Source organism: Pseudomonas sp. MF09150 (assembly GCF_059862355.1).
In genome coordinates, this window is record NZ_JCBCUS010000003.1 from 409,294 (window position 1) to 436,055 (window position 26,762).

Consider the following 26,762-nt stretch of genomic DNA (forward strand, 5'->3'; position numbering starts at 1 on the left):
CAGCCGATTCCAGCCAGCAGATCCGAAGATGGACCGCACCGAATGCCGCGCATTGTAGCCGCAAGGTTGAGGACTGGCACCTAACCGATTCGATGAGCCGAGCGGCGGATCAAGCCAATGACCGGCAACAACCCGACCAGAACCAGGGTCAAGGCCGGCAGCGAAGCACGCGCCCACTCCCCTTCGCTGGTCATCTCGAAGATCCGTACCGCCAGCGTGTCCCAGCCGAACGGGCGCATCAGCAGGGTGGCGGGCATTTCCTTGAGCACATCGACGAACACCAGCAACGCGGCGCTGAGGGTTCCGGGCAGCAGCAACGGCAGATACACCTTGCAAAACAGTCGTGGCCCGCTGACCCCCAGGCTGCGGGCAGCTTCCGGCAAGGACGGACGGATCCGCGCCAGGCTGTTTTCCAGCGGCCCATAGGCCACCGCGATGAAGCGCACCAGATACGCCAGCAACAGCGCACAGAGGCTGCCCAGCAGCAGCGGCTTGCCGGCGCCGCCGAGCCAGCTCGACAGCGGGATCACCAGCTCGCGGTCCAGGTAACTGAACGCCAGCATGATTGACACCGCCAGCACCGAGCCCGGCAGCGCATAGCCGAGGTTGGCCAGGCTGACCCCGGTACGGATCGCCCGGGTCGGCGCGAGGCGCCGGGCAAACGCCAGCAGCAGGGCCACGCTCACCGTGATCAGCGCCGCCATGGCCCCCAGGTAAAGGGTGTGCACGATCAACCCGGCATAGCGCTCGTCGAGGTCGAAGCGTCCACGCTGCCAGAACCACACCACCAGTTGCAGCAGCGGAATCACGAAGGCGCAGGCGAAGACCAGCAGGCACCAACTGCTGGCTGCCAGGGCCTTGAGCCCGCGCAGGTGGTACAACGCCTTGCCCCGCGGCCGCTCATTGCCTGCACGGCTGGCGCCACGGGCACGACGCTCGCCGTACAGCACCAGCATCACCGCCAGCAGCAACAGACTGGCCAGTTGCGCGGCGCTGGACAGGCTGAAGAAGCCATACCAGGTCTTGTAGATAGCGGTGGTGAAGGTGTCGAAATTGAACACGGCGACCGCGCCGAAATCGGCCAGGGTCTCCATCAATGCCAAGGCCACGCCGGCGCCGATGGCCGGGCGCGCCATGGGCAGTGCCACGCGCCAGAACGCCTGCCACGGCGACTGGCCCAATACCCGCGCGGCCTCCATCAGGCCCTTGCCCTGGGCCAGGAATGCGGTGCGCGCCAGCAGGTAGACATAGGGGTAGAACACCAGCACCAGCACCAGGATCACTCCGCCGGTGGAACGCACCCGGGGCAGGCGCAACCCGCTGCCGAACCACTCACGCAGCAGGCTTTGCACCGGGCCGGAAAAATCCAGCAGGCCGACAAAGACAAAGGCCAGCACATAAGCCGGAATCGCGAACGGCAGCATCAGCGCCCAATCCAGCCAGCGCCGACCGGGAAACTCACAGAGGCTGGTCAACCACGCCAGGCTGACCCCGAGCAGGGTCACGCCGACACCCACTCCCAACACCAGGACCAAGGTGTTGCCCAGCAGCCTTGGCATCTGGGTTTGCCACAGGTGCGACCAGATCTGCTGGTCGACCACCTGCCAGGACAGCAGCAGGACGCTCAGCGGCAGCAGGACCAGGGCGGCAATGGCGAAGACCAGGGGATACCAGCGGCGTTGGGCGGGATGGGCCACAAAAAACTCTCGGGCAGGTGGGACAGGCAAAAAGGCTTGCGGATCGCCGGGGCGAGGAGCGTGCTCGCGCTGGGCGGTATCGCCGCCCCTTTAAAGCAAACGCCCCGCATAGGCGGGGCGCAGTATAACGGCAGGCTCAGTTCCAGCCAGCGCGATCCATCAGGCGAATGGCTTCGGCCTGGCGCTTGCCGGCCACTTCCACCGGCAGGGTATCGGCGACGAACTTGCCCCAACTGGCCACTTCAGCCGACGGCTGCACTGCCGGGTTGGCCGGAAATTCCTGGTTCACGTCGGCGAAGATCTTCTGCGCTTCCGGGGTGGTCATCCACTCCACCAAGGCCTTGGCGGCTTCCGGGTGCGGCGCATGCTTGGTCAGGCCGATGCCCGACAGGTTGACGTGCACCCCACGGTCGCCCTGGTTCGGCCAGAACAGCTTCACCGCCAGATCCGGCTTCTGTTTGTGCAGGCGGCCGTAGTAGTAGGTGTTGACGATACCGACGTCGCATTGCCCGGCGTTGATCGCTTCCAGCACCGCGATGTCGTCAGAGAACACATCGGTGGACAGGTTGTTGACCCAGCCCTTGACGATCTCTTCGGTTTTCTCCGCGCCATGGGTTTCGATCAGCGTGGCCGTCAGCGACTGGTTGTAGACCTTTTTCGCCGTGCGTAGGCACAGTCGGCCTTCCCATTGCTTGCCGGCCAGGGCTTCGTAAGTGGTCAAGTCACCCGGTTTAACGCGGTCGGTGGAGTAGGCGAGGGTCCGCGCGCGCAGGCTCAGGCCCGTCCAGGCGTGGGCCGAGGAGCGGTATTGCAGGGGGATATTGGCGTCGATCACCTTGGAGGTGAACGGTTGCAGAATGCCCATCTGCTCGGCTTGCCAGAGGTTGCCGGCATCCACGGTGAGCAGCAGGTCGGCGGTGGCGTTTTCACCCTCGGCCTTGATCCGCTGCATCAGGGGCGCTTCCTTGTCAGTGATGAACTTGACCTGGACCCCGGTTTTTTTGGTGTAGGCATCAAACACCGGCTTGATCAGCTCGTCGATACGCGAGGAGTAGACCACCACCTCATCGGCCGCCTGGGCGGTTCCGCCGATAAGGGTGAGTGCCAGGGCAGTCAGTAGACGCTTCGGTGCCAACATGGGAGCGGTCTCTCGATATCAAAGTGAGGCCAAATGATAAGGACTCACATTTACCTTCTCAAACCGAACGTGCCCTTGAGGCGTTACCAGATGTTGCACCGAACGCAATAGGCGCAGAGCCGAGGGGGTCAGGCCTTGGCCAATGCCGGCAGATCGCCGCTCAACCCCAGCGCCTGACGCACAAACAGCGCCTTGGCTTCGGGCATCTGGTCGACGATTTTCAACCCGGTGTTGCGCAGCCAGCGCAACGGCAGCGGGTCTGCCTGGAACAAACGTTCAAAGCCTTCCATCGCCGCCATCAACGCCAGGTTGTGCGGCATGCGCCGGCGTTCGAAACGGCTGAGCACCTTCACATCGGCCAGGCGCTCGCCACGGCTGTGCGCGCGCAGCAGTTCTTCGGCCAGCACCGCCGCATCGAGAAAGCCCAGGTTGACGCCTTGCCCGGCCAGCGGGTGGATGGTGTGCGCGGCGTCGCCGATCAGCGCCAGGCCCTCGGCTACGTAGCGCTTGGCATGGCGCTGGCGCAGCGGCACGCAGAGCCGTGGGTCGGCGCTCAGCACCGTGCCCAGGCGACCCTCGAAGGCGCGCTCCAGCTCGCGGCAGAACACCTCGTCGTCCAGCGCCATGAGGCGCTCGGCCTCGCCTGGCGTGGTTGACCAGACAATCGAGCACCAGTCCTGCTGCCCATCGCGCTCCAGCGGCAGAAACGCCAAGGGGCCGTTGTCGGTGAAACGCTGCCAGGCGGTCAGTTGGTGCGGCTGGCTGCTGCGCACGCTGGTGACGATGGCGTGGTGCAGGTAATCCCACTCGCGGGTGGCGCAACCGGTCAGGCGCCGCACCGCCGAGTTGGCGCCATCGGCCGCGATCACCAGGGGTGCGCGCAGCACCCGGCCATCGGCCAGGGTCAGCAGCCAGTCATCCCCGGAGCGCCGCATCTGCTCCAGGCGCGCATTGGCCAGCAGGCCCAGGTCGCATTCGTGCAAACGCTCGAGCAAGGCGTCCTGGACCACGCGGTTCTCAACGATATGCCCCAGCACCTCGGCATGCACGCTGGCCGCCGAAAAGTGGATCTGCCCGGTGCCACTGCCATCCCAGACCTGCATCTGCGCGTAAGGGCTGGTGCGGCGTCGGGCAATCCCCTCCCAGACGCCCAGGCGTTGCAGGATCCGCTGGCTGGCCGCCGACAAGGCACTCACACGCGGCTCGAAGGGCGCCTCGGCAGCGAAGGGTTTGACCGTCAGCGGGCTGCCATCGAGCAGCAGGACTTCCAGCCCACTGTCCTGCAAGGCCAGCGCCAGGGCGCTACCGACCATTCCGGCACCGACAATCAGCAGATCTGCGCGCATTTCCATGCTTTAAGCCTGTCTCGCTTGCGGCTTGAGCCGCACGTAAAGGGTTTTATCGACCCGCGCCACCAAAGTGCCGTCGCCGTCGTGGATATCCACCTGCAACAACGGCAGGTACTTCTCGCCACTGGCGGTGTGCTGACGGATCTGGTCGAGCAGGGCCTGGTCGATCGTGAACCGGGCGAACACCGGGCCTTTGCCCGGGGCGATGAAATCAATGGTGGCGGCCTTGTCCCAGACGATGTACTCACGGCCGAGGTTTTCCATCAGCATCAACATGAAAAACGGGTCGACCATGGCGTACAGGCTGCCGCCGAACTGGGTGCCGACATAGTTGCGGTTGTACCAGCCCAGGCCCATGGACACCCGGACCTCACGAAAATCCGCGCTGATGTGGCGGACTCGCACCCCGGCACCGAGGTACGGCGGATACAGGCACATGATCCAGCGCAGCAGGCGCGCCTTGCCCAGGCGCTGGTTCAGCCACTTAAGCATCCGGGCGCGTACCCAGGCCCATGGCCTGACGGGCAAACCAGCGCTTGGCCGGAGGCAAGAGATCCAGCCCCAGCAGGCCGATATTGCGCCCCAGGGACACCAGCGGCTGCTTGCTGCCAAACAGGCGGGTGACCTGGTCGGAGAATCCCACGGTCAGGGTCTGATCCTGGCGCTGGCGTTCGCGATAAGCCTGCAAGGTGGCGAAATCCCCTGGCGAATCCTGGCTGGCCAGCAACGCATCGGCCAGGGCCTGGGCATCGCGCAGAGACAGGTTGAAGCCCTGGCCGGCAATCGGATGCAGGCTGTGGGCGGCGTTGCCGAGGACGGCGAGGTGCGGGCGCACCTGTTCTTCGGCCTCCACCAGTGACAGCGGATAAAGATGCCGCGCGCCCACTTGCTTGAGGGTGCCCAGGCGATAACCGAAGACGCCCTGCAGCTCGCTGAGGAAGCTGCGGTCATCCAGGCTGGCAAGGCGCTGCGCATCCATCCCCAGGCGAGTCCAGACCAGGGCGCAGCGATTTTCCGGCAGGGGCAGCAAGGCCATCGGCCCGTCATCGGTAAAACGCTCGAAGGCCATGCCGTTGTGGGCTTCGCTGGGGGTGATGTTGGCGATCAGCGCGCTCTGGTTGTATGGGCGATTCTTGACCCCGATCCCCAGTTGCTCGCGCAACCCGGAGCGGCCGCCATCGGCCAATACCGCCAGCTCGCATTCCAGGGTGGTCTCGTCATTCAGGGTCAGGCGGTAGCCGTCCGGCAACGGCTCCATGCGCGTGACTTCAGCCGGGCAGCGCCAATTGATCACGTCCTTGTCCAGGGCCTGCCACAGGCACTGGCCAAGCCAGGCGTTCTCCACCACATAACCGAGGGCCGGAACCCCCTCCTCCATGGCCGACAGGCGCGCGGTGGAAAACCGCCCACGGTCGGAGACATGAATCTGCTTGATCGGCTCGGCGCGACGGGAAATTTCCTGCCACACACCCAGCCGCTGATAAATCTGTCGCGCGCCAAAGGACAGCGCCGAGGAGCGGGCGTCATAGCTGGGCTGGTAACTGTCGCCGGGGGCGAAGGGTTCGATCAGCACGATCTTCCAGCCCCGGGCCTTGGCCCCGGCCTGCAACGCCAACGCCAGGCTGGCGCCGACCAGGCCGCCACCGATGATCGCCAGATTGACCCGGGTCATGCGACCTGGGCCCGTGCGGCGGCCATCAGTGCTTCGATCTCGGCGACCGTCTTCGGCACGCCACCGGTGAGAATCTCACAACCTTGCTTGGTCACTACCACGTCATCCTCGATGCGCACGCCAATGCCGCGCCACTTCTTCGCCACGTTCTGATTGTCCGGGGCAATGTAAATCCCCGGCTCCACCGTCAGCGCCATGCCGACCTCCAGCACCCGCCATTCGCCGCCGACCTTGTACTCACCGACGTCGTGCACATCCATGCCCAGCCAGTGCCCGGCGCGGTGCATGTAAAACGCCTTGTAGGCTTCGCTGGCGATCAGTTCGTCGACATCGCCTTCGAGCAAACCCAGCTGCACCAGGCCCTGGGTGATCACTTGCACCGTGGCCTCATGGGCCTGGTTCCAGTGCTTGTTCGGTGCAATCTCGGCAAACGCCGCTTCCTGGGAAGCCAGGACCAATTCGTAGATCGCCTTCTGCTCCGGCGAAAACCGACCGTTGACCGGCCAGGTACGGGTGATGTCGCTGGCGTAGCAATCGATCTCGCAACCGGCATCGATCAGCACCAGGTCACCGTCCTTGAGCAGCGCGTCATTCTGCTGGTAATGCAGGATGCAGCTGTTGCGCCCGGCGGCGACGATGGAACCGTAGGCCGGCATCTTCGCCCCGCCCTTGCGGAACTCGTAGTCCAGCTCAGCTTCCAGACTGAACTCATGCAGACCGGCTCGGCTGGCCTGCATGGCGCGGATATGGGCCTGGGCGGAAATCCGCGCGGCTTCACGCATGACCTTCACTTCTGCCGCCGATTTATACAGGCGCATGTCGTGCAGCAGATGATCCAGGGCAACGAATTCGTTCGGTGGCTGGGCGCCGAGGTGCGCTTTAGAGCGGATGACGTTGATCCAGTCCATCAGGTGCCGGTCGAATTCCGGATTGCTGCCCATGGCCGAATAGACCCGGTCACGCCCTTCGATCAGGCCCGGCAGGATGTCGTCGATGTCGGTGATGGGGAAGGCATCGTCAGCGCCGTAGTCGCGCATCGCGCCTTCCTGGCCAGCCCGCAGGCCGTCCCAGAGTTCACGCTCGGCGTTGCGCTCACGGCAGAACAGCACGTACTCGCCATGCTCGCGGCCCGGCATCAGGACGATGACCGCCTGGGGCTCGGGGAAACCGCTGAGGTATTGGAAGTCGCTGTCCTGGCGGTACACGTGCTCGACATCGCGATTGCGGATCGCCACGGCGGCGGCCGGCAGAATCGCGATGCTGTTGGGTTCCATCTGCGCCATGAGCGCCTTGCGGCGGCGGGTGTATTCCGATTTCGGGATATGGATCATGGGCAGACGGACTTCCCTATCAAGCAGTTAGTGCAAAGACGGCTTGGCAGCCGGTTCAACTTTCTTGCTGGTCTCGGTGAACAACAGCAAGGGGGCGACCCGCAGGTACTCCATCACTTCCATATAGTCGCTTTCGCCGTCATCGGATTCTTCCAGGGCATCTTGCACCTGGGCGATCGCGGCAAGGTCTTGCAACACTTCGGTGGCTTCGGTGCTCAGGGCGCTGCTGTCGCGGGAGTTCAAGCCGAAACCGCTGAGGAAGCCCTGGCACCACTGGCCCAGTGCCGCGGCACGTTCGGTCAGGGGCGCATCGTCGCTGGGCAACAGCAGAACCACGGTCATGTCATCGCTGGTCAGCTCGCCCTTGACCATTTCCTGCAGGCCGATCAAGGCGTTGCGCACGTTGTCTTGTGGTTCGCCTTCGAGCAGTTCGGCGGCGTCGATCAACCAGCCGTCGACATCAAAGCCGGCGCCGGCGCAACTGCGACCGAGCAACAGGCCGTGCAATTCGGCTGGCGAGACAGGGTGACCGCTGCTGGTGAGCAGGGTGGCGAAGGCGTTGTACGGAGAATTCTGAATGGGCATGGGCAGCTAGGCGCCAAGCGGCGCAATGTCTAGAATGGAGGCCTTGTATCGTAGCATCGGCGGACGCGCCAAGACCATCAAGGCCGTCAACTCGTTTGCCCAGCCTGTTGCCACTCATCAGACAAATCCAGTGGGATCCAATGGAAGACACCGACCTGCAAGCGCTGATGGCCAGACTCGAATTGCTAATTACCAGGGTCGAGCAACTAAAGAGTCAAAACGCACTCTTATTAGCTCAGGAAAAGACCTGGCGCGAGGAACGCGCGCACCTCATTGAAAAAAATGAAATCGCCCGGCGTAAGGTCGAATCGATGATTTCGCGCCTCAAGGCCCTGGAGCAAGACTCATGAGTTCAAGCAATAGCGTAACCGTGCAGATCCTCGACAAAGAGTATTCGATCATCTGCCCCCAGGAAGAGCGCAGCAACCTGGTGAGCGCCGCCCGTTACCTGGACGGCAAGATGCGCGAGATTCGCAGCAGCGGCAAAGTCATAGGCGCCGATCGCATCGCCGTCATGGCCGCCCTCAACATTACCCACGATTTGCTGCACAAGCAGGAGCGCCCCGACATACAGGCCAGCGGTTCGACCCGCGAGCAAGTACGCGACCTGCTGGAGCGCGTCGATCTGGTCCTGGCGACCGATCCGGAACAACCCAAAGCTGATTCCTGAAGGCGGTTGCGGTATACTCCCGCCACTCCCTGGGGTGCTTGCCAGTTGACGATGTCCCTGAGCCGATTCGCACTACCCTGGAGGTTGCACGTTGGGCTGGTGTGCATGTCCGCTAGACGGAAAGCCTTAAAGCCTACTGCATCTTCCACCTTGAACTTTCGGGTTCAAGGGCTAAGTTGACAGCGGTTCATCCGGGGAGCCTGAATTGCAAACCAATGCCAGCCATCGTGCTGGCATTGTTGTTTCTGGCGCCGGCCGTTTAGCGGTAGGCTGGGCCATCCGAACCCAGCTCCCACGGCCTGCCCCCATGACCGACGCCCCCCTCTCCCGCCCGCAACTTCGTCGCCTGCTGCGCCGCGCGCGGCGTGCCCTCAGCCCCAGCGAGCAGCGCCAGGCCGCACGCGGGCTGTATCGACAGCTGGCGCAAAACCCGCTGTTCCGCCGGGCGCGGCATATATCCCTGTACCTGCCCACCGACGGTGAAATCGACCCGCGCCTGCTGCTGCGCGCCGCCCAGCGCCGGGGCAAGGCCACCTACCTGCCGGTGCTCAGCGCCTGGCCCAGGACCAAGATGGTGTTCCAGCGGGTACGTCCGGGAGAGAAGCTGCGGCCCAATCGTTTCCGGATTCTTGAACCACGGGTGAATGTCGCGCGCCTGCGCAAGGTCTGGGCCCTGGACCTGGTGCTATTGCCGTTGGTCGGTTTCGACGATGTGGGGGGGCGTCTGGGGATGGGCGGCGGCTTCTATGACCGCAGCCTGGCGTACCTGGCCCGGCGCCAGAATTGGCGCAAGCCGACGCTATTGGGCCTGGCCCATGAGTGTCAGAAGGTCGAGCGACTGGATCAGGCGAGCTGGGATGTGCCGTTGCAGGCTACGGTGACAGACGGGCGGTGGTATTTTGCAGAGCAGGCGCCACTTGAAGGCAGCGGCGCCTGAGACGGGATCAACGCTTGAAGGGTTGCTGCTGTTGCGCGAGCTCGATCGGGGCATCGGCTTTACTGGCCCACAGGCTCTGCGCATAGCCAGTGGTCACCACACCCAAACCGAACAAAATAACCAAAATCCATAGTAAATCCGGTTTGCGTTTCATCGATTGCCCCCCTAAGGCCTATCACACACGATGACAGCAACGGCTTGCGTAATAGTCCGTGCAGCAGCGTCAAGCTTAAAATCCCGGCATTCTGCGATAACGTGAACCGACACGCAAATGCTGACGTCAACCGACTGTCGGTTTGTCATAAAATTGCCAGACAACTTGCCCACAGCCCTCGAGGAGCGCAAAAAATGGCCTATTGGCTGATGAAGTCCGAGCCCGAAGAACTCTCGATCAAGGGCCTGGAAAAGCTCGGCGAAGCCCGTTGGGACGGGGTGCGCAATTACCAGGCACGCAACTTCCTGCGGGCCATGGCGGTGGGCGACCTATTCTTCTTCTATCACTCCAGTTGCCCGGAGCCCGGGATCGCCGGCATCGGGCAGATCATCGAAGCCGCCTACCCGGACCCAACGGCCCTGGACCCGCAAAGTCCCTACTTCGACGCCAAGGCCACGCCGGAAAAAAATGCCTGGAGTGCAATCACCGTTGCCCATGTCGAGACTTTCTCCCAGGTGTTGCGCCTGGACTATTTGAAACAACAGGCCGCCCTCGACGAAATGCCGCTGGTACAAAAAGGCAGCCGCCTCTCGGTGATGCCGGTGACCGCCGAGCAATGGGCCGCGGTACTGGCCCTGCGCTGATCCACGGCAAGCCGTGCCGCGCACCGCTCGCGGCACGCGCCCACGGCTTTTATCTCGAGAACCCGGCAGTCATCGCGCACAACCATGCATCGTCTGGCCAATAGGGTTAGGCTTACGGCTTTCATTTGACGGGTATCAAGTCGCCTAACGGCGTCTACCGTCAGACTTGGACGCTATAAGCCGCAGGATGCACCTATGTCGACGAACCATCGTTCTTCCCGCCTTTTCGCCATTTCTTTATTGGTCCTGCTGCTCGCTGCCGGCGGCTTCGGTTATTGGAAGTCGCTCAGCGATCGCCTGCCCGAAGGCCTGAGCATGGGCAACGGTCGGCTCGAAGCCACAGAAGTGCAGATCGCCAGCAAGATCCCCGGGCGCCTGGCGGAAGTGCGGGTCAACGAAGGTGACAAAGTCCTGCAAGGCCAACTCCTCGCGCGCATGGACACCCGCACCCTGGAGGCCCAGCGCACCCAGGCGGAAGCGGAAGTGCTGCGGGCGCGGGAAAACTTCGCGGCCGCCGAAGCCAACGTGCAGCTGCGCCAGAGTGAGTTGTTGCTGGCCAACCAGGAATTCAAGCGCTCCCAGGAGCTGTTCAAGCGCGGCTTCGCCAGCCAGCAGATCATCGACCAGCAACAGGCCCGCCTGAACACCGGGAACGCGGCCGTGCTGGCCGCCAGGTCCCAGGTCGCGGCGGTCCAGGCCGCCATCGGCGCCGCCCAGGCCCAGGTTGCCCAGCTCACCAGCGAGATCGACGACAGCAGCCTGCGTGCGCCCATCGACGGCATTATCCAGCTGCGCCTGGCCGAGCCGGGCGAAGTCCTGGGTGCCGGCGGCCGGGTCCTGCTGCTGATTGACCCCAATGACCAGTACATGAACCTCTACCTGCCCGCCTCGGTCACCGGTCGCCTGACCGTTGGCTCGGACGCGCGGATCCTGCTCGACGCCCTGCCCGATCAGCCGCTGCCGGCAAAAATCACCTTTGTCGCGGCCAAGTCCCAGTTCACCCCGAAAGAAGTCGAGACCCGTGACGAGCGGCAGAAGCTGGTGTTCCGGGTAAAACTGCGGCTGACCGAGCCGAGTGCCGTGCCTCAGGCCAAACCCGGCATGCCCGGCGCCGGCTATGTGCGCACCGCGACCGTGGACTGGCCGGCTAACCTGCAATGACCGCCCTGGCGCTGCAAACCACGGGGATCAACCATCGCTATGGGCAACAGCAGGCCCTGATCGACATTGCCTTCAGCCTGCCGGCGGGCACCCGCTGCGGGCTGATCGGCCCGGATGGGGCCGGCAAGTCGAGCCTGCTGGGCCTGATCGCCGGGGTCAAAAAGCTGCAACAGGGCCAGCTCGAAGTACTGGGCGGCCCCATCGAGCAGCGCCGGCACCGCAACAGCCTGTATCCCCGCATCGCCTTCATGCCCCAGGGCCTGGGCGGCAACCTGTACCCCGAACTGTCGATCAGCGAAAACATCCGCTTCTTTGCCACCCTGTTCGGCCTGTCGAAAGCCGAATGCGAGCAGCGCATGCATGGCCTGCTGCTGGCCACCGACCTGCTGCGCTTCGCGGAGCGGCCGGCGGGCAAGTTGTCCGGCGGCATGAAGCAGAAGCTCGGACTGTGTTGCGCCCTGATCCACGAGCCGGACCTGCTGATCCTCGATGAGCCGACCACCGGCGTCGACCCCCTGTCCCGCCGGCGCTTCTGGGAGTTGGTGGAAGACGTGCGCAGCCAGCGCCCGCAGCTGACCCTGCTGGTCGCCACGGCGTATATGGAAGAAGCCGAACAGTTCGAACACTGCCTGATGCTCGATCGCGGCAAGCTGATCGCCCAGGGCCTGAGCCGCGAGCTGGCGGCGGCAACCCCCAGCGGCAAGCTCGACGAAGCCTTTACCCATTTCCAGGGTGACAGCGGCCATAACAATGAGCCGCTGGTGATCCCGCCGCGCGCCGGCGACAACCACGACATCGCCATCGAAGCCCACGAGCTGACCCTGCGTTTCGGCGATTTCACGGCGGTGAACAAAGTCAGCTTCGCCATCGGCCGCGGCGAGATTTTTGGCTTCCTGGGCTCCAATGGCTGTGGCAAGACCACCACCATGAAAGTCCTGACCGGGCTGATGCCGGCCACTGAAGGCAGCGCCAAACTGCTGGGCAACCCGGTCAACGCCAAGGACCTGGCAACCCGCAAACGCGTGGGTTTCATGTCCCAGAGCTTCTCGCTGTACGGCGAACTCAGCGTGCGCCAGAACCTGGTGCTGCACGCCCGGCTTTTCGACCTGCCGGCCAGTGAAAGCGCGCCGCGTATCGAAGAACTGATCCAGCGTTTCGACCTCGGCGCCATCGCCGAGCAGCAGTCCGGCGCCCTGCCCCTGGGCCTCCGCCAACGCCTGTCGCTCGCGGTGGCAGTGCTGCATCGTCCGGAAGTGCTGATCCTCGATGAACCGACCTCGGGCGTCGACCCGGCGGCACGCGATGACTTCTGGCGCCTGCTGATCGAGTTGTCGCGCGAGCAGGGGGTGACGATTTTCCTGTCCACCCACTTCATGAACGAAGCCCAGCGCTGCGACCGCATTTCCCTGATGCACGCCGGCAAGGTACTGGCCTGCGACACCCCCGCCGCGCTGCAACAGCAGTTCGCCGGCGATACCCTGGAAGCCGCCTTCGTGACCTGCCTGGAGCAGGCCCAAGGCGCCGCCGACGCCGCACCGACGCCAGCCCCTGCGGCAGAAACCACCCAGGCCCCGAGCAGCGTACCGCCAAGCAAACCCGGTTTCAGCCTGGCCCGCCTGCTGGCCGTGGCCACCCGCGAGGGCAAGGAATTGCTGCGCGACAAGGTGCGCCTGGGCTTTGCCCTGCTGGGGGCGATTTTCATGATGGTGATCTTCGGCTACGGCATTTCCCTGGATGTGGAGAAGCTGGCTTTCGCCGTCTACGACCAGGACCAGACGCCGCAAAGCCGCGCCTACCTGGAGGCGTTTCGCAGCTCGCGGTACTTTCAGGAACAGCCGCCGATCCGCGATTCGGCCGAACTGCACCGACGCCTGCAGCGCTCGGAAATCAAGCTGGCACTGGAAATTCCCCCCGGTTTCGGCCGCGATCTGTACGCCGGGCGCCAACCTGCGGTGGCGGCCTGGCTGGATGGCGGTATGCCGTTTCGCGCCGAAACCAGTCGCAACTATGTCGAGGCCGTGCACCAGGCCAACCTGGAGCAACTGGCCGAACAAAGCAGCCCGGCCTACAACCCGCGCCCTGCGGCCCGGCTGGAAACACGCTTTCGCTACAACCAGGACGTGGTCAGCGTGAACGCCATCGGCCCCGGGGTGATGGCGCTGATCCTGGCGTTTATCCCGGCGATGCTGACGGCGCTGGGGATTGTCCGCGAGAAGGAACTGGGCTCGATCACCAACTTCTACGCCACACCCCTGACGCGCCTGGAGTTTCTCCTGGGCAAGCAGGCGCCGTACCTGGCGGTCAGCCTGATCAACCTCGGCCTACTGGTGGCGATGAATCGCTGGCTGTTTGGCGTGCCCTTCAAGGGCAGCGGCCTGACCCTGGCCTTCGGCGGCATGCTTTATGTGCTGGCCACCACCAGCATGGGCTTACTGATCTCGGCGTTCACCCGGACCCAGATCGCGGCGATCCTCGGCACCATGATCATCACCAGCCTGCCGACAATCCAGTTCTCCGGGCTGATCGTGCCGCGCTCGTCCCTTGAAGGCGCGGCCGCCTTTATGGGGCAGATGTTCCCTGCCGGCTATTTCCTCGATATCGCCGTCGGCACCTTCACCAAAGCCCTGGACCTGCGCCAGCTGTGGCCGCAGTGCCTGGCGCTGTTCGGGTTCTTCCTCGGCTTCACCGGGCTCAGCCTGGCCATGCTGAAAAAGCAGGAGGTCTGATGCACCAGCTCACCCACATCCTGCGCCTGGGCCTCAAGGAACTCACCAGCCTGCGCCACGACAGCGTGCTGCTGCTGTTCCTGCTGTACGCCTTCACGGTGGCGATCTACATGCCTGCGGCCGGCTCGGTCATCGGCGTGCACAACGCCAGCGTGGCCCTGGTGGACGAGGACCACAGCCACCTCTCCCGGCAGTTGGCCGAAGCCCTGCAACCGCCCGAATTCCAGAGCGCGGTGGCGCTGCCCTACGACCAGTTGGACAAGGTCATGGACAGTGGCCAGTACACCTTCGTGATCAACGTACCGGCCAACTTCCAAAGCGATCTGCTGGCCGGGCGCGAGCCCGCGGTGCAGGTCAACGTCGATGCCACGGCCATGAGCCAGGCGTTCATGGGCGCCGGCTATATAGGACGGATCTTCCAGCGCGAACTGCTGACCTACGGCGGCCAGAACGAAGCGACCAGCAAGGCGCCCGCCCTGCTGACCACGCGCGCGCTGTTCAACACCAACCTCGAAGGGGGCTGGTTCCTGGCGGTGATCCAGATCGTCAATAACATCACCATCCTCGCCATCGTCCTCACCGGCACCGCCCTGCTGCGCGAACGCGAGCACGGCACCCTGGACCACTTGCTGGTGCTGCCGCTGACGGCACTGGAAATCATGCTGGCAAAAATCTGGAGCAACATGCTGGTGGTGGTGCTCTGCACCTGGATCTCGCTGGAGGTGATCGTCAAAGGTGCCCTGGGGGTGCCGCTGGCGGGCTCGATGACTTTGTTTTTGCTGGTGACCGCGCTGTACCTGTTCGCCAGCACCGCCCTGGGGATTTTCCTCGCGACCCTGGCCCGTTCCACGCCGCAGTTTGGCCTGCTGGCGATTCCGGTAATCATCCCGATGCTGCTGTTATCGGGCGGCAGCACGCCGCTGGACAGCATGCCGCAGTGGCTGCAATGGGTGATGCAGGGCTCGCCGTCGACGCATTTCGTCAGCCTGAGCGCGGCGATCCTGTTTCGCGACGCCGGGGTCAGCGTGGTGTGGCCGGACCTGTTGGCCCTGGCGGGGATCGGCCTGTTGTTCTTCGCCATTGCTCTGGCGCGCTTTCGCAAAAGCCTGGCCTCATAGCCGCCGGGGTTTAGCCGACGCCGAAAACGACACAGCGCCGGCCCGCCGATTCCTGGAGAGTCATGCCCAGGGGTCGACGTGCAGGCGCTGGAGGCAGGTGCGGCACCTCGCTCGAGATGCCGAGCCGCGGCTTACTGGATGATCAGGTTGTTGAACAGCAGGTCTTCCACCACCGGCTTGCCGGTTTCGTCGTTCATCACCTGCTGGGTCTGCTTCAGGGCTTCCTGGCGCAGTTTTTCCTTGGCTTCGACGTTGTTCATGGTCTCGGTGGTCTGCTGGGCGAACAGCGCCACCAACTGGTTGCGGATCAACGGCTCATTGGCCTTGACCGCCTTGGCCGCTTCATCGCCCGTGACCCGCAGGGCCACGTCGGCCTTGTAGACCTTGAGCTTCTGGGTGCCATCGAGGCCGTAGTTACCCACGAACGGCGGGCTCAGGCTGATGTAGCTGACTTTCGGTGCTTCGCCTTCTTTGGCTTCTTCGGCCATGGCTGCCATGGGCAGAGTCAGGGCCAGCATCAACATGATCCACGCTTTCACAGTTCGCTCCTTATCCGGTTTGCGGCCTAGCATAAAGGCCCCACTGCCTGAGCCCAAGCACAAAGCTTATGGGCGGCTATCAGGACGGGGCATGCTCGTTGACCGCGTTATTCACACACCTACACTTATCGGCCACCACTCCCAAAGGAATAGCCCTGATGAAAGCCGTGCTGTGCAAAGCCTTCGGCCCTGCCGAAACGCTGGTGCTGGAAGACGTCGCGAGTCCTGTGCCGAAGAAGAACGAAATCCTGCTTGAGGTGCACGCGGCCGGGGTCAACTTCCCGGATACCCTGATCATCGAGGGCAAATACCAGTTCAAGCCGCCCTTCCCGTTTTCGCCGGGCGGTGAGGCAGCCGGGGTGGTCAGCGCGGTCGGGGAGAAAGTCAGCCACCTCAAGGTCGGCGACCGGGTCATGGCCCTGACCGGCTGGGGCAGCTTTGCCGAGCAGGTTGCGGTGCCGGGCTACAACGTGCTGCCGATCCCGCCGAGCATGGACTTCAATACCGCCGCTGCCTTCAGCATGACCTACGGCACGTCGATGCACGCGCTCAAGCAGCGCGGCCACCTGCAACCGGGCGAGACCCTGCTGGTGCTCGGCGCCTCGGGCGGCGTGGGACTGGCGGCAGTGGAAATCGGCAAGGCCATGGGCGCCCGGGTGATTGCCGCCGCCAGCAGCGCAGAGAAACTCGCGGTGGCCAAGGCCGCCGGAGCCGATGAGCTGATCAACTACAGCGAAAGCAACCTCAAGGAAGAGATCAAGCGCCTGACCGACGGCAACGGCGCCGACGTGATCTACGACCCGGTAGGCGGCGATCTGTTCGACCAGGCCGTGCGCTCCATTGCCTGGAACGGCCGCCTGCTGGTGGTGGGCTTCGCCAGCGGACGCATCCCCGAGCTGCCGGTGAATCTGGCGCTGCTCAAAGGCGCGGCGGTGGTCGGGGTGTTCTGGGGCTCATTCGCCCAGCGCCAGCCTCAGGACAACGCGGCCAACTTCCAGCAGCTGTTCGGCTGGTTCGCCGAAGGCAAGCTCAAGCCGCTGGTATCCCAGGTCTACTCCCTGGCACAGGCCGCACGGGCGATCGACGATCTGGGCCAGCGCAAGGCCGTGGGCAAAGTGGTGGTGCAGGTGCGCTGAGGCGCAGCAGACCGGGCTTAATGCGCTGCGGACTTGCAGCGCTTGAGCCGCGCTTCCAGGTTGCGATCCGGCATCGCGTGGCTACGCAAGGCGTGCACGGTCTGTTCGACGTAATCACGCGTGGTGCCGTAGCGCCCGCTGGCGCTCTCAAACACCTGGCTCAGCACATGGTCCGGCAGATTGCCGGCATAGCTGGGCAGGTGCCGTTCCAACACAAAACCCAGGGCCTGGACCTGACTGCCATCTTCGAGTCGGCAATTGAGCCAGTGCGGGCGATAGGACGGATAAGGCATCTCACGCTGCCACAGCGCAAACAACGAAGCGTCGAGCTGTTCCTGGGGCAGGCGATAGGCAAAGCCGCTGCAGGAGCCGCCGCGATCCAGGCCGAAGACCAGCCCGGGCAATTCCGGCGTGCCGCGATGCTCGTGGGACCACAGGTACAAACCCCGATGGTAGCCGTGCACTCGGCCCCGCATGCGCTCGACAGCAGAGCATTCCGGGCGCCAGATCAGCGACCCGTAGGCAAACAACCACACCGGGCCGCCCTTGTGGCGAGCCATGGTCGATTGCATTGAGCTGAGCAATTGTTCGTGAGTCAGCTGCGGCCCCAGATCGAGCCGCGGAGGATAAGCAGGATTCAAACAAGCAGATTCAATGGCGGTCATAACGGATGATGTTCGGCCCCGCAAGTATTACGAGATGCAATCAAGATTAACGCCCTGAAACATATCGCAATAAGAATAAAACGAAAAGTACTTAAAGACGTATGACTCAATTACCTGGCAACAATGGCCAAACTCGGTGCCGCAGGCCACTTGCATATAGCTTAATACTACTTAGGAAATGTCTTAAATATCAGAATGAAATATGCATAAGCCTAATGTTTGACTAGGATGTGCCCTCATCTCTCTGAAGTACCGCCACTCTTGGCCGTCCCCAGGCATATACAGCACGCCTAAAGAGGCCCCTCATGAAAAAACTTCGACTCAGCGGCCTGCTATTACTGGCCCACGCCGGTGCAGCACTGGCAAGCGGCGACACTCAGGCAACAGACCAGGGTTTCTGGTACCTGCAAACCAGTGTCTTTACCAAACACTATTCCCCCGACCCGGATCACAATAACAACCAGGACTTATTGGGCCTGGAACGCAATGAAGCGTCGGGCTGGGTATATGGCGCGGCAACTTTTCGCAACTCGTTCAGCCAGCGCTCCTATTACGCCTACGCCGGCAAACGTTATCAAAGTGCCAACTATCCGCTGTACCTGAAACTCACGGGGGGATTACTGGAAGGCTACCGCGGCAAATACCAGAACAAGATCCCGCTCAACCGCTTCGGTGTAGCGCCGGTGATTATCCCGTCGCTGGGCACTTACTACGGCCCGGTGGCGGCGGAGCTGGTGCTGTTGGGCGCCAACGCCGCAATGATCACCACCGGCGTGCGTTTCTAGAGCCGACGCCCTGCGCAGCCTGGGCCCGACTCAGGGCCGCGGGGCATAGGCGAAGACATCGGCGCGCATCTGGTGCGCATCCATCCCCGCATTGACCAGCGCATCGAGCGTCGCATAAATCATCGCCGGCGAGCCGCTGGCGTAGACGTACACCGCGGACAGGTCAGCAATGTCTTCGCAGACCGCTTCGTGCAGCATGCCGCAGCGCCCTTCCCAACCGCACAGATCACTGACGACCTGATGCAGGTAGAGATTGGGCAGTTGCTGCCACTGTTCCCATTCGTCGATACGGTAGAAATCTTCAGGCCGGCGTACGCCCCAATACAGGTGTACCGGGTGCTTGAAGCCGCTGGCCCGACAATGCTCGATCAGGCTATGCATCTGCGCCATGCCGGTACCGGCTGCGATCAGCACCAGCGGCCCATCGGGCAACTCGGCCAGGTGAGTATCGCCAAACGGCAGCTCGACCCGCACGACGCGGTTGCGTTGCAGCTGTTCGATCAGGCTCTGGGCGCTGCTTTCGCGGACCAGCACATGCAGTTCGATATCACGCCCGGAATGGGGCGCCGAAGCCAGGGAAAAAGCCGATTTCTCGCCGTTTTCCCGCTCCAGCATCAGATATTGGCCAGCGTGGTAACGCGGCGGCTTGCCGGCTGGCGCACGCAAGCTCACCCGCCAGACATCACCGCCGACTTCCACGCACTCACTGACCTGACACGACAGACTGCGCACCGGCAGCTCTCCCAGGGCAAGCACGCCATCCCACAACACAATGCAGTCTTCCAGCGGCTCTGCAATGCAAGTGTAGAACTCGCCATGGTCACGCACATCGCCGGCCTGGCGGACGCTGCCTTCGACCAGCAAGGCGCCACACACGTGGCAATTGCCATTGCGGCAGCTTTGCGGGCACTCATAGCCCAGGCGTCGCGCCGCATCGAGAATCCGCTCGCCGGGCAGTGTCTCAAGCACGGCTCCGGAGGGCTGCAAGGTTACACGCATCAATCTATTCCTAACTGATTCCAGATGGCATCGATCCGGCGGGTCACCGCCTCATCCTTGACGATCACCCGGCCCCACTCGCGAGTGGTTTCACCGGGCCATTTATGCGTGGCATCGAGCCCCATCTTCGACCCCAGGCCGGAAACCGGCGAGGCAAAATCCAGGTAGTCGATCGGCGTGTTATCGATCATCACCGTGTCGCGCTTGGGGTCCATGCGCGTGGTAATGGCCCAGATCACGTCGTTCCAGTCGCGTGCGTTGATATCGTCGTCGGTGACGATAACGAACTTGGTGTACATGAATTGTCGTAAAAACGACCACACACCCAGCATCACGCGCTTGGCATGGCCGGGGTACTGCTTCTTCATGGTCACCACCGCCATGCGGTACGAGCAGCCTTCGGGCGGCAGGTAGAAGTCGGTGATTTCCGGGAACTGCTTCTGCAGGATCGGCACAAACACTTCATTGAGCGCCACGCCGAGAATGGCCGGCTCATCCGGCGGGCGGCCGGTGTAAGTGCTGTGGTAGATCGGCTTGATGCGATGGGTGATGCGCTCCACGGTGAACACCGGGAAGCTGTCGACCTCGTTGTAATAACCGGTGTGATCGCCGTAAGGGCCTTCATCGGCCATCTCGCCCGGGTGAATCACCCCCTCAAGGATGATTTCGGCGGTGGCCGGCACTTGCAGGTCATTGCCCCGGCACTTCACCAACTCGGTGCGGTTGCCCCGCAGCAGGCCGGCGAAGGCGTACTCGGAAAGGCTGTCCGGCACCGGGGTCACGGCGCCAAGGATGGTCGCGGGGTCTGCGCCCAGGGCCACGGCCACCGGGAATGGCTGCCCCGGGTTCTTCTCGCACCACTCGCGGTAATCCAGCGCGCCGCCACGATGGCTCAACCAGCGCATGATCACTTTGTTGCGGCCGATCACCTGCTGGCGATAGATGCCCAGGTTCTGCCGGTCCTTGTTCGGGCCTTTGGTGACCGTCAGGCCCCAGGTGATCAGGGGGCCGACATCGCCCGGCCAGCAGGTCTGCACCGGCAGCATCGCCAGGTCGACGTCGTCGCCTTCGATGACCACCTCCTGGCACACCGCGTCCTTCACCACCTTGGGCGCCATGGCGATGATCTTGCGGAAGATCGGCAGCTTGGACCAGGCGTCTTTCAGGCCTTTGGGCGGCTCGGGCTCCTTGAGGAAAGCCAGCAGCTTGCCGATTTCCCGCAGCTCGCTGACGGCTTCCGCGCCCATGCCCAGGGCGACACGCTCGGGCGTGCCGAACAGGTTACCGAGCACCGGAATGTCATAACCCGTAGGGTTTTCAAACAACAGGGCCGGACCTTTGGCACGCAGGGTGCGATCGCAGACCTCGGTCATTTCCAGCACTGGGGACACCGGAACCTGGATGCGCTTGAGTTCACCGCGCTGTTCCAGGCCGCTGATAAAGTCGCGCAAGTCGCGATACTGCATGCGTGAGCCTCGTTTTGGCCGTGGCGTTCGGGGCAGGCAGTTTAGCGCCGAACCCAGCTGTTCAGAACAGCGAACTGCCCGTTGATCAATAATCAGATAGCAAAAAGCCGGGTTTCCCCGGCTTTTGCGGTCCCGCTCGACTTACTTGCGTTTCATCGACAGGAAGAACTCATCGTTGGTCTTGGTCTGTTTCAGCTTGTCGATCAAGAACTCGATGGCGGCGACTTCATCCATAGGATGCAGCAGCTTGCGCAGGATCCACATGCGCTGCAGCTCGTCGTCGGCGGTCAGCAACTCTTCGCGGCGGGTGCCGGAGCGGTTGATGTTGATGGCCGGGAACACGCGCTTCTCAGCGATGCGACGGTCCAGAGGCAGCTCCATGTTGCCGGTGCCCTTGAACTCTTCGTAGATCACTTCATCCATCTTCGAGCCGGTTTCAACCAGCGCGGTAGCGATGATGGTCAGCGAGCCGCCTTCTTCGATGTTGCGCGCGGCGCCGAAGAAACGTTTCGGTTTCTCCAGGGCGTGGGCATCGACACCACCGGTGAGCACTTTGCCGGAGCTCGGGATCACGGTGTTGTAGGCACGGGCCAGACGGGTGATGGAGTCCAGCAGGATCACCACGTCCTTCTTGTGCTCAACCAGGCGCTTGGCCTTCTCGATGACCATTTCGGCAACCTGCACGTGGCGGGTTGGTGGCTCGTCGAAGGTCGAGGCAACCACTTCGCCGCGCACGGTGCGCTGCATTTCGGTTACTTCTTCCGGGCGCTCGTCGATCAGCAGAACGATCAGGTGCACTTCCGGGTTGTTACGGGTGATGTTGGCTGCGATGTTCTGCAACATGATCGTCTTGCCCGCTTTTGGCGGTGCCACGATCAGACCACGCTGGCCTTTGCCGATCGGGGCGCAGAGGTCGATCACACGACCGGTCAAGTCTTCGGTGGAACCGTTGCCGGCTTCCATCTTCATGCGCACGGTCGGGAACAGCGGAGTCAGGTTTTCAAACAGAATCTTGTTCTTGGCGTTCTCGGGACGATCGTAGTTGATCGTGTCGACCTTGAGCAGCGCGAAGTAACGCTCGCCTTCCTTTGGAGGGCGGATCTTGCCAACGATGGTGTCACCGGTGCGCAAGTTGAAACGACGGATCTGGCTTGGCGAGACGTAGATATCGTCTGGGCCGGCCAGGTAGGAGGCGTCGGAAGAACGGAGGAAGCCGAAGCCGTCCTGGAGGATCTCCAGCACGCCATCACCGGAGATTTCCTCGCCGCTTTTCGCGTGCTTTTTCAGCAGGGAGAAAATCACGTCCTGCTTGCGCGAACGGGCCATATTTTCTATGCCCATCTGTTCGGCCAATTCGAGCAGTTCGGTAATCGGCTTTTGCTTGAGTTCAGTCAGATTCATATAGGAATGACGTAATCATTTATGGAGGGGGGGAAATTAAGCTTTTGGCTTAATGAGGCCGCGCCGCGGAGAAGGCGACAGGATCGCGTACTTGTTCGAAAGGAGAGCGTCGGCGACGGCTTGCAGGGGGCAGTGGAGAAACCAGTGCGGGGCCGAATGTAACACCTGAGTTTCTGAGCGTCTAGCCCTCAATCATGAAAAAGCCCCGCAATTTGCGGGGCTTTTTTTGACCGGATCTGACAACGCCGCTTAGATGTTGGCGTCGAGGAAAGCAGCCAGTTGCGACTTCGACAGAGCACCTACTTTGGTGGCTTCAACGTTGCCGTTCTTGAACAGCATCAGTGTCGGGATACCACGTACGCCGTGCTTGGCAGGGGTTTCCTGGTTCTCGTCGATGTTCAGCTTGGCAACGGTCAGCTTGCCTTTGTAGGTCTCGGCGATTTCGTCCAGAACCGGAGCGATCATTTTGCAAGGGCCGCACCATTCAGCCCAGTAGTCGACCAGTACAGCGCCTTCGGCCTTGAGTACGTCGGCCTCGAAGCTAGCGTCGCTAACGTGTTTGATAAGATCGCTGCTCATGGAAGTCTCCAGGTTGTAAGCAAAAAAACGTGGCCCATCATAGCCGCCCTTCCCGCGTTCAGGAAGCCGGAGATGATTGACTCTCGCTATGGTGAGGCATGAGTTTGGGTATAGCTCAACTCAGGACGAGCCAGGGGTCACGAAGGCGATTCCGGTGCGCAGCGCGGCACCCCGAACATGTTCCTGCATGGCCTTCTGCGCCGCGCCGGACGCGTGCCGGGCCAGGCCGCGCAGGATCTTGCGGTGCTCCTGCCAGGTTTCCATGGCTCGCTCGGGTCGGATGAACGGTAGTTTCTGGCTCTCCAGAAACACCTCGGCACTGGCACTGAGGATGCTCAGCATCGCCTGGTTGCCGCTGGCCAGGAGGATCTTCTGGTGAAACTCGAAGTCCAGCCGCGCCGCCGCTTCGAAGTCCCCGGCCCGCAGCTCGCGGCGCATGGCCTCGACGTTATCTTCCAGGGCATCCAGCTCGTCGGCGGTCAGGGTCACGGCCGCAAGGCCGGCGGCAAACCCCTCCAGCGCATAACGCAGCTGGAAGATATCCACCGGCGAGGCCTGGGCCGCGAACGGCCAGCTCAGGCCTGCGGCATTCGCCAACGGCTCCGGCGCCTGGACGAACACCCCCTTGCCCGGCTGCACGCTGATCACCCCCAGTGCGCTCAGGGACGACAGCGCCTCACGTAATGAGGCCCGGCTGACGCCCAATTGCAGTGCCAGGTCCCTTTGCGAGGGCAAGGCATCGCCCGGGCCGAAGCCCTGTTCGGTAATCAATTGACGAATGGCTTGCAACGCCACTTCGGGCACGGCGCGGGAGATCGAGTTCATAGATTTCAGCTGGGTCGGGCCACGAAAGCGGTAGTTGTAAAGCTATTCGCCGAGCCCGGCAAGTCGTGCCCCAAGCGGGTTCGGGCGCCTGGGCCGACGCTCGATAAGGGTGCGAAAACCGGCACAACTGTTCAGACCAGTAAGACCGACCAAGCCCAGTAAAACCCTGCCCTGCAAGGCTTTTGCCGTGATCTGGCATGGGCTGTGCTGTGTCGCAACCCTGAAATCACTCGCCGCCGTTCCGGAGAATTGCCATGACCCAGCGTTTCAGCGCCCTGCTCTGCGCCCTGTTTGCCAGCCTGATGCTGAGCCAGGCCCCCGCCCACGCCAATGGCCTGGACGATGTCGTCGCCCGCGGCACGCTTAAGGTCGCCGTGCCCCAGGACTTCCCGCCCTTCGGCTCGGTGGGCCCGGACATGAAACCCCGCGGCCTGGATATCGACACCGCCAAGCTGCTGGCCGAGCAACTCAAGGTCAAACTCGAACTGACCCCGGTCAACAGCACCAACCGCATCCCGTTCCTCACCACAGGCAAGGTCGACCTGGTGATCTCCAGCCTCGGCAAGAACCCCGAGCGCGAGAAGGTCATCGACTTCTCCCGCGCCTACGCTCCCTTCTACCTCGCCGTGTTCGGCCCGCCGGATGCCGCCATCAGCAGCCTCGACGACCTCAAGGGCAAGACCATCAGCGTCACCCGTGGCGCCATCGAAGACATCGAACTGACCGCCGTGGCACCCCAGGGCGTGACCATCAAGCGCTTCGAGGACAACAACTCGACCATCGCCGCCTACCTCGCCGGGCAAGTCGACCTGATCGCCAGCGGCAACGTGGTAATGGTGGCCATCAGCGAACGCAACCCGAAACGCATCCCGGCCATGAAGGTCAAGCTCAAGGACTCTCCGGTCTATGTCGGTGTGAACAAGAACCAGCCGGAGCTGCTGGACAAGGTCAACCAGATCCTGGCCACCGCCAAGAGCGACGGCAGCCTGGAAAAGAACGCACAGCTGTGGCTCAAACAGCCACTGCCGGCTGATCTCTGATCGCACCGACGGAGGTTAGCCATGGCCTATCAGTTCGACTTTCTACCGGTGCTGGAAAACACCGGCCTGCTGTTGCGTGGCGCCCTGTTCACCCTTGAGCTGACCGCCATCGGCACCCTGCTCGGGGTCAGCCTGGGGATCGTCGGCGCGTTGGTGCGGGCCTGGAAGATCCAGCCCTTCTCGGCGATCTTCGGCGTCTACGTCGAGCTGATCCGCAACACGCCGTTCCTGGTGCAGTTGTTCTTTATCTTCTTCGGCCTGCCGTCCCTGGGGCTGCAGATTTCCGAATGGCAGGCCGCCGTGCTGGCGATGGTGATCAACCTGGGCGCCTATTCCACCGAAATCATCCGCGCCGGCATCCAGGCCATCCCCAAGGGGCAGCTGGAGGCGGCCGCGGCCCTGGCCATGAGCCGCATGGAAGCCTTCCGCCACGTGGTGCTGCTACCGGCCCTGGGCAAGGTGTGGCCGGCCCTGAGCAGCCAGATCATCATCGTCATGCTCGGCTCGGCGGTGTGCTCGCAGATCGCAACGGAGGAGCTGAGCTTTGCCGCCAATTTCATACAGTCGCGCAACTTCCGCGCCTTCGAGACCTACGCCCTGACCACCCTGGTCTACCTGTGCATGGCCTTGCTGATCCGCCAATTGCTGAACTGGGTCGGCCGGCGCTATATCGCGAGGAGCAGCCAATGAGCGACTTCACCTTCTGGGACATCCTGCGCAACCTGCTGGGCGGCCTGCAATGGACCCTGGCCCTGTCCCTGGTGGCCTTTATCGGTGGCGGCCTGATCGGCTTGCTGATCATGACCCTGCGCATTTCCGCCAAGGCCTTCCCACGGGGCTTCGCCCGCCTCTATATCGAGCTGTTCCAGGGCACGCCGCTGTTGATGCAACTGTTCCTGGTGTTCTTCGGCATTGCCCTGCTCGGGATCGACATCTCCGCCTGGCTGGCGGCGGCGATCGCCCTGACCCTATTCACCAGCGCCTACCTGGCGGAGATCTGGCGCGGCTGCGTCGAGTCGATCCCCCATGGCCAGTGGGAGGCGTCGTCGAGCCTGGCCCTGAGCCCGCTGGAGCAATTGCGCCATGTGATCCTGCCGCAAGCCCTGCGCATTGCCGTGGCGCCCACCGTGGGCTTCTCGGTGCAGGTGGTCAAAGGCACGGCGGTGACCTCGATCATCGGCTTCACCGAACTGACCAAGACCGGCGGCATGCTCGCCAACGCCACCTTCGAACCCTTCATGGTCTACGGCCTGGTAGCGCTTGGATATTTCCTGCTCTGCTACCCCCTGTCCCTCAGCGCGCGCTACCTGGAAAGGAGACTGCATGCCTCTGCTTAGAATTTCCGCCCTGCATAAATATTACGGCGACCACCATGTGCTCAAAGGCATCGACCTGAGCATCGAAGAGGGCCAGGTGGTGGCGATCATCGGCCGCAGCGGCTCGGGCAAAAGCACCCTGCTGCGCACCCTCAACGGCCTGGAGTCGATCAACGACGGGGTCATCGAGGTCGACGGCGAATACCTCGACGCGGCGCGAGCCGACCTGCGCAGCCTGCGACAGAAGGTCGGCATGGTGTTCCAGCAGTTCAACCTGTTCCCGCACCTGAGCGTCGGTGAGAACGTGATGCTCGCGCCCCAGGTGGTGCAGAAAGTGCCCAAAGGCAAGGCCGCCGAGCTGGCACGGCAGATGCTGGAACGGGTCGGCCTGGCGGAGAAGTTCGACGCCTTTCCCGACCGCCTGTCCGGCGGCCAGCAGCAGCGGGTGGCGATCGCCCGGGCCCTGGCGATGTCGCCCAAGGTACTGCTGTGCGACGAGATCACCTCGGCGCTGGACCCGGAACTGGTCAACGAAGTGCTCAGCGTGGTGCGCCAGCTGGCGAGGGATGGCATGACCCTGATCATGGTCACGCATGAAATGCGCTTCGCCCGCGAGGTGGGGGACAAATTGGTGTTCATGCATCAGGGCAAAGTGCATGAAGTGGGCGACCCCAAAGTGCTGTTCGCCAACCCGCAAACCCAGGAGTTGGCCAACTTCATCGGCAACCAGGAGGCCGTAGGCTGAGCCTCTGGCCGCCAGCGCCCGCTTTTATGCGCTGAATCAACGCATTAAACACTGCGCGTTGGCGGCAGCGGTTGATCGTGGCAG

Annotated in this window: 28 protein-coding genes and 1 other RNA gene; 14 read left to right on the top strand and 15 right to left on the bottom strand. The window is 63.0% G+C overall.

Going from position 1 to position 26,762, the window contains the following annotated elements:
* Positions 1 to 80 precede the first annotated feature (80 nt).
* The 7 genes from AC19YX_RS14760 to AC19YX_RS14790 form a co-directional block, all read right to left on the bottom strand.
* Positions 81 to 1,697 (bottom strand): ABC transporter permease subunit, encoded by a 1,617-nt coding sequence (locus tag AC19YX_RS14760; RefSeq protein ID WP_201128493.1) that lies wholly within the window; start codon positions 1,695 to 1,697, stop codon positions 81 to 83.
* A gap of 136 nt (positions 1,698 to 1,833) precedes the next feature.
* Positions 1,834 to 2,835 (bottom strand): extracellular solute-binding protein, encoded by a 1,002-nt coding sequence (locus AC19YX_RS14765; protein ID WP_078470534.1) that lies wholly within the window; start codon positions 2,833 to 2,835, stop codon positions 1,834 to 1,836.
* A 128-nt stretch (positions 2,836 to 2,963) separates the two neighbouring features.
* The gene (locus tag AC19YX_RS14770; RefSeq protein WP_201132082.1) at positions 2,964 to 4,181 is read right to left on the bottom strand and encodes a 2-octaprenyl-3-methyl-6-methoxy-1,4-benzoquinol hydroxylase; all 1,218 of its coding nucleotides are present in this window, start codon (positions 4,179 to 4,181) and stop codon (positions 2,964 to 2,966) included.
* A gap of 9 nt (positions 4,182 to 4,190) precedes the next feature.
* A complete protein-coding gene (locus tag AC19YX_RS14775) occupies positions 4,191 to 4,676 on the bottom strand; it encodes a DUF4442 domain-containing protein (RefSeq protein WP_421548249.1) in 486 nt (161 codons plus the stop codon).
* A complete protein-coding gene (gene ubiH, locus AC19YX_RS14780; RefSeq protein WP_201128496.1) occupies positions 4,669 to 5,856 on the bottom strand; it encodes a 2-octaprenyl-6-methoxyphenyl hydroxylase in 1,188 nt (395 codons plus the stop codon). The genes AC19YX_RS14775 and ubiH overlap by 8 nt, the downstream gene beginning before the upstream one ends.
* Entirely contained in the window at positions 5,853 to 7,187 is a 1,335-nt protein-coding gene (gene pepP / locus AC19YX_RS14785; RefSeq protein ID WP_201128498.1) for a Xaa-Pro aminopeptidase, read from the bottom strand. Before pepP ends, ubiH begins: the two co-directional genes overlap by 4 nt.
* A 27-nt stretch (positions 7,188 to 7,214) precedes the next feature.
* Positions 7,215 to 7,772, bottom strand: a complete 558-nt coding sequence (locus AC19YX_RS14790) for a YecA/YgfB family protein (RefSeq protein ID WP_500606524.1) — start codon at positions 7,770 to 7,772, stop codon at positions 7,215 to 7,217.
* 140 nt (positions 7,773 to 7,912) lie between these two features.
* Between AC19YX_RS14790 and AC19YX_RS14795 the strand changes: the two genes are divergently transcribed.
* The 4 genes from AC19YX_RS14795 to AC19YX_RS14810 all read left to right on the top strand — a co-directional run bounded on the left by AC19YX_RS14795 (position 7,913) and on the right by AC19YX_RS14810 (position 9,379).
* Positions 7,913 to 8,122 (top strand): TIGR02449 family protein, encoded by a 210-nt coding sequence (locus tag AC19YX_RS14795; RefSeq protein ID WP_007940359.1) that lies wholly within the window; start codon positions 7,913 to 7,915, stop codon positions 8,120 to 8,122.
* On the top strand, positions 8,119 to 8,442 hold the full coding sequence (locus tag AC19YX_RS14800; protein WP_020295926.1) for a cell division protein ZapA: 324 nt from the start codon (positions 8,119 to 8,121) through the stop codon (positions 8,440 to 8,442). Before AC19YX_RS14795 ends, AC19YX_RS14800 begins: the two co-directional genes overlap by 4 nt.
* 23 nt (positions 8,443 to 8,465) lie before the next feature.
* Positions 8,466 to 8,644, top strand: a non-coding RNA gene (gene ssrS / locus AC19YX_RS14805) — 6S RNA.
* A 105-nt stretch (positions 8,645 to 8,749) separates the two neighbouring features.
* Positions 8,750 to 9,379 (top strand): 5-formyltetrahydrofolate cyclo-ligase, encoded by a 630-nt coding sequence (locus AC19YX_RS14810; protein WP_500606525.1) that lies wholly within the window; start codon positions 8,750 to 8,752, stop codon positions 9,377 to 9,379.
* Between the two features lie 7 nt (positions 9,380 to 9,386).
* Here the strand turns inward: AC19YX_RS14810 and AC19YX_RS14815 are convergent, their stop codons facing one another.
* On the bottom strand, positions 9,387 to 9,533 hold the full coding sequence (locus AC19YX_RS14815) for a hypothetical protein (protein ID WP_178102934.1): 147 nt from the start codon (positions 9,531 to 9,533) through the stop codon (positions 9,387 to 9,389).
* A gap of 194 nt (positions 9,534 to 9,727) precedes the next feature.
* Here AC19YX_RS14815 and AC19YX_RS14820 point away from each other — a divergent pair, with 194 nt between their 5' ends.
* From AC19YX_RS14820 to AC19YX_RS14835, 4 genes are all read left to right on the top strand, one after another.
* Entirely contained in the window at positions 9,728 to 10,177 is a 450-nt protein-coding gene (locus AC19YX_RS14820) for an EVE domain-containing protein (RefSeq protein WP_078470527.1), read from the top strand.
* Between the two features lie 195 nt (positions 10,178 to 10,372).
* Positions 10,373 to 11,338: an HlyD family secretion protein gene (locus AC19YX_RS14825; RefSeq protein ID WP_078470526.1), complete on the top strand. Its 966-nt coding sequence runs from the start codon at positions 10,373 to 10,375 to the stop codon at positions 11,336 to 11,338.
* Entirely contained in the window at positions 11,335 to 14,064 is a 2,730-nt protein-coding gene (gene rbbA / locus AC19YX_RS14830; protein ID WP_500606526.1) for a ribosome-associated ATPase/putative transporter RbbA, read from the top strand. Before AC19YX_RS14825 ends, rbbA begins: the two co-directional genes overlap by 4 nt.
* On the top strand, positions 14,064 to 15,182 hold the full coding sequence (locus AC19YX_RS14835; protein WP_201128502.1) for an ABC transporter permease: 1,119 nt from the start codon (positions 14,064 to 14,066) through the stop codon (positions 15,180 to 15,182). Before rbbA ends, AC19YX_RS14835 begins: the two co-directional genes overlap by 1 nt.
* Before the next feature lie 131 nt (positions 15,183 to 15,313).
* Here the strand turns inward: AC19YX_RS14835 and AC19YX_RS14840 are convergent, their stop codons facing one another.
* Positions 15,314 to 15,721: a flagellar basal body-associated protein FliL gene (locus AC19YX_RS14840; protein WP_020295933.1), complete on the bottom strand. Its 408-nt coding sequence runs from the start codon at positions 15,719 to 15,721 to the stop codon at positions 15,314 to 15,316.
* A gap of 158 nt (positions 15,722 to 15,879) precedes the next feature.
* Between AC19YX_RS14840 and AC19YX_RS14845 the strand changes: the two genes are divergently transcribed.
* On the top strand, positions 15,880 to 16,857 hold the full coding sequence (locus tag AC19YX_RS14845; protein ID WP_500606527.1) for an NADPH:quinone oxidoreductase family protein: 978 nt from the start codon (positions 15,880 to 15,882) through the stop codon (positions 16,855 to 16,857).
* A gap of 17 nt (positions 16,858 to 16,874) precedes the next feature.
* Here the strand turns inward: AC19YX_RS14845 and AC19YX_RS14850 are convergent, their stop codons facing one another.
* The gene (locus AC19YX_RS14850; RefSeq protein WP_201128513.1) at positions 16,875 to 17,522 is read right to left on the bottom strand and encodes a gamma-glutamylcyclotransferase; all 648 of its coding nucleotides are present in this window, start codon (positions 17,520 to 17,522) and stop codon (positions 16,875 to 16,877) included.
* Positions 17,523 to 17,827: 305 nt separating this feature from the next.
* Here AC19YX_RS14850 and AC19YX_RS14855 point away from each other — a divergent pair, with 305 nt between their 5' ends.
* Entirely contained in the window at positions 17,828 to 18,307 is a 480-nt protein-coding gene (locus AC19YX_RS14855; protein WP_078470521.1) for a sn-glycerol-3-phosphate transporter, read from the top strand.
* Positions 18,308 to 18,337: 30 nt separating this feature from the next.
* Here AC19YX_RS14855 and AC19YX_RS14860 read toward each other — a convergent pair whose 3' ends face one another.
* From AC19YX_RS14860 to AC19YX_RS14880, 5 genes are all read right to left on the bottom strand, one after another.
* Positions 18,338 to 19,306, bottom strand: a complete 969-nt coding sequence (locus AC19YX_RS14860) for a CDP-6-deoxy-delta-3,4-glucoseen reductase (protein WP_078470520.1) — start codon at positions 19,304 to 19,306, stop codon at positions 18,338 to 18,340.
* The gene (gene ubiD, locus AC19YX_RS14865) at positions 19,306 to 20,772 is read right to left on the bottom strand and encodes a 4-hydroxy-3-polyprenylbenzoate decarboxylase (RefSeq protein WP_020295938.1); all 1,467 of its coding nucleotides are present in this window, start codon (positions 20,770 to 20,772) and stop codon (positions 19,306 to 19,308) included. Before ubiD ends, AC19YX_RS14860 begins: the two co-directional genes overlap by 1 nt.
* 141 nt (positions 20,773 to 20,913) lie before the next feature.
* A complete protein-coding gene (gene rho, locus AC19YX_RS14870; RefSeq protein ID WP_020295939.1) occupies positions 20,914 to 22,173 on the bottom strand; it encodes a transcription termination factor Rho in 1,260 nt (419 codons plus the stop codon).
* Positions 22,174 to 22,422: 249 nt separating this feature from the next.
* Positions 22,423 to 22,752: a thioredoxin TrxA gene (trxA, locus tag AC19YX_RS14875; RefSeq protein WP_003206727.1), complete on the bottom strand. Its 330-nt coding sequence runs from the start codon at positions 22,750 to 22,752 to the stop codon at positions 22,423 to 22,425.
* A gap of 120 nt (positions 22,753 to 22,872) precedes the next feature.
* On the bottom strand, positions 22,873 to 23,577 hold the full coding sequence (locus AC19YX_RS14880; protein ID WP_078470519.1) for a FadR/GntR family transcriptional regulator: 705 nt from the start codon (positions 23,575 to 23,577) through the stop codon (positions 22,873 to 22,875).
* A gap of 254 nt (positions 23,578 to 23,831) precedes the next feature.
* Between AC19YX_RS14880 and AC19YX_RS14885 the strand changes: the two genes are divergently transcribed.
* Genes AC19YX_RS14885 through AC19YX_RS14900 form a run of 4 tightly spaced genes read left to right on the top strand, consistent with a single transcriptional unit; the run spans position 23,832 to position 26,678 of the window.
* A complete protein-coding gene (locus tag AC19YX_RS14885) occupies positions 23,832 to 24,617 on the top strand; it encodes a transporter substrate-binding domain-containing protein (protein WP_020295941.1) in 786 nt (261 codons plus the stop codon).
* Between the two features lie 21 nt (positions 24,618 to 24,638).
* On the top strand, positions 24,639 to 25,307 hold the full coding sequence (locus tag AC19YX_RS14890) for an amino acid ABC transporter permease (protein WP_020295942.1): 669 nt from the start codon (positions 24,639 to 24,641) through the stop codon (positions 25,305 to 25,307).
* Positions 25,304 to 25,954, top strand: a complete 651-nt coding sequence (locus AC19YX_RS14895; protein WP_078470518.1) for an amino acid ABC transporter permease — start codon at positions 25,304 to 25,306, stop codon at positions 25,952 to 25,954. Before AC19YX_RS14890 ends, AC19YX_RS14895 begins: the two co-directional genes overlap by 4 nt.
* Positions 25,941 to 26,678, top strand: a complete 738-nt coding sequence (locus AC19YX_RS14900; RefSeq protein WP_500606528.1) for an amino acid ABC transporter ATP-binding protein — start codon at positions 25,941 to 25,943, stop codon at positions 26,676 to 26,678. The genes AC19YX_RS14895 and AC19YX_RS14900 overlap by 14 nt, the downstream gene beginning before the upstream one ends.
* Positions 26,679 to 26,762: the final 84 nt, after the last annotated feature.

Bases quoted from the DNA above. Each gene is read 5' to 3' on its own strand.
- AC19YX_RS14765 (WP_078470534.1), bottom strand. From the start codon at position 2,835: ATGTTGGCACCGAAGCGTCTACTGACTGCCCTGGCACTCACCCTTATC.
- AC19YX_RS14770 (WP_201132082.1), bottom strand. From the start codon at position 4,181: ATGCGCGCAGATCTGCTGATTGTCGGTGCCGGAATGGTCGGTAGCGCC.
- AC19YX_RS14775 (WP_421548249.1), bottom strand. From the start codon at position 4,676: ATGCTTAAGTGGCTGAACCAGCGCCTGGGCAAGGCGCGCCTGCTGCGC.
- ubiH (WP_201128496.1), bottom strand. From the start codon at position 5,856: ATGACCCGGGTCAATCTGGCGATCATCGGTGGCGGCCTGGTCGGCGCC.
- pepP (WP_201128498.1), bottom strand. From the start codon at position 7,187: ATGATCCATATCCCGAAATCGGAATACACCCGCCGCCGCAAGGCGCTC.
- AC19YX_RS14790 (WP_500606524.1), bottom strand. From the start codon at position 7,772: ATGCCCATTCAGAATTCTCCGTACAACGCCTTCGCCACCCTGCTCACC.
- AC19YX_RS14795 (WP_007940359.1), top strand. From the start codon at position 7,913: ATGGAAGACACCGACCTGCAAGCGCTGATGGCCAGACTCGAATTGCTA.
- AC19YX_RS14800 (WP_020295926.1), top strand. From the start codon at position 8,119: ATGAGTTCAAGCAATAGCGTAACCGTGCAGATCCTCGACAAAGAGTAT.
- AC19YX_RS14810 (WP_500606525.1), top strand. From the start codon at position 8,750: ATGACCGACGCCCCCCTCTCCCGCCCGCAACTTCGTCGCCTGCTGCGC.
- AC19YX_RS14815 (WP_178102934.1), bottom strand. From the start codon at position 9,533: ATGAAACGCAAACCGGATTTACTATGGATTTTGGTTATTTTGTTCGGT.
- AC19YX_RS14820 (WP_078470527.1), top strand. From the start codon at position 9,728: ATGGCCTATTGGCTGATGAAGTCCGAGCCCGAAGAACTCTCGATCAAG.
- AC19YX_RS14825 (WP_078470526.1), top strand. From the start codon at position 10,373: ATGTCGACGAACCATCGTTCTTCCCGCCTTTTCGCCATTTCTTTATTG.
- rbbA (WP_500606526.1), top strand. From the start codon at position 11,335: ATGACCGCCCTGGCGCTGCAAACCACGGGGATCAACCATCGCTATGGG.
- AC19YX_RS14835 (WP_201128502.1), top strand. From the start codon at position 14,064: ATGCACCAGCTCACCCACATCCTGCGCCTGGGCCTCAAGGAACTCACC.
- AC19YX_RS14845 (WP_500606527.1), top strand. From the start codon at position 15,880: ATGAAAGCCGTGCTGTGCAAAGCCTTCGGCCCTGCCGAAACGCTGGTG.
- AC19YX_RS14850 (WP_201128513.1), bottom strand. From the start codon at position 17,522: ATGACCGCCATTGAATCTGCTTGTTTGAATCCTGCTTATCCTCCGCGG.
- AC19YX_RS14855 (WP_078470521.1), top strand. From the start codon at position 17,828: ATGAAAAAACTTCGACTCAGCGGCCTGCTATTACTGGCCCACGCCGGT.
- AC19YX_RS14860 (WP_078470520.1), bottom strand. From the start codon at position 19,306: ATGCGTGTAACCTTGCAGCCCTCCGGAGCCGTGCTTGAGACACTGCCC.
- ubiD (WP_020295938.1), bottom strand. From the start codon at position 20,772: ATGCAGTATCGCGACTTGCGCGACTTTATCAGCGGCCTGGAACAGCGC.
- rho (WP_020295939.1), bottom strand. From the start codon at position 22,173: ATGAATCTGACTGAACTCAAGCAAAAGCCGATTACCGAACTGCTCGAA.
- trxA (WP_003206727.1), bottom strand. From the start codon at position 22,752: ATGAGCAGCGATCTTATCAAACACGTTAGCGACGCTAGCTTCGAGGCC.
- AC19YX_RS14880 (WP_078470519.1), bottom strand. From the start codon at position 23,577: ATGAACTCGATCTCCCGCGCCGTGCCCGAAGTGGCGTTGCAAGCCATT.
- AC19YX_RS14885 (WP_020295941.1), top strand. From the start codon at position 23,832: ATGACCCAGCGTTTCAGCGCCCTGCTCTGCGCCCTGTTTGCCAGCCTG.
- AC19YX_RS14890 (WP_020295942.1), top strand. From the start codon at position 24,639: ATGGCCTATCAGTTCGACTTTCTACCGGTGCTGGAAAACACCGGCCTG.
- AC19YX_RS14895 (WP_078470518.1), top strand. From the start codon at position 25,304: ATGAGCGACTTCACCTTCTGGGACATCCTGCGCAACCTGCTGGGCGGC.
- AC19YX_RS14900 (WP_500606528.1), top strand. From the start codon at position 25,941: ATGCCTCTGCTTAGAATTTCCGCCCTGCATAAATATTACGGCGACCAC.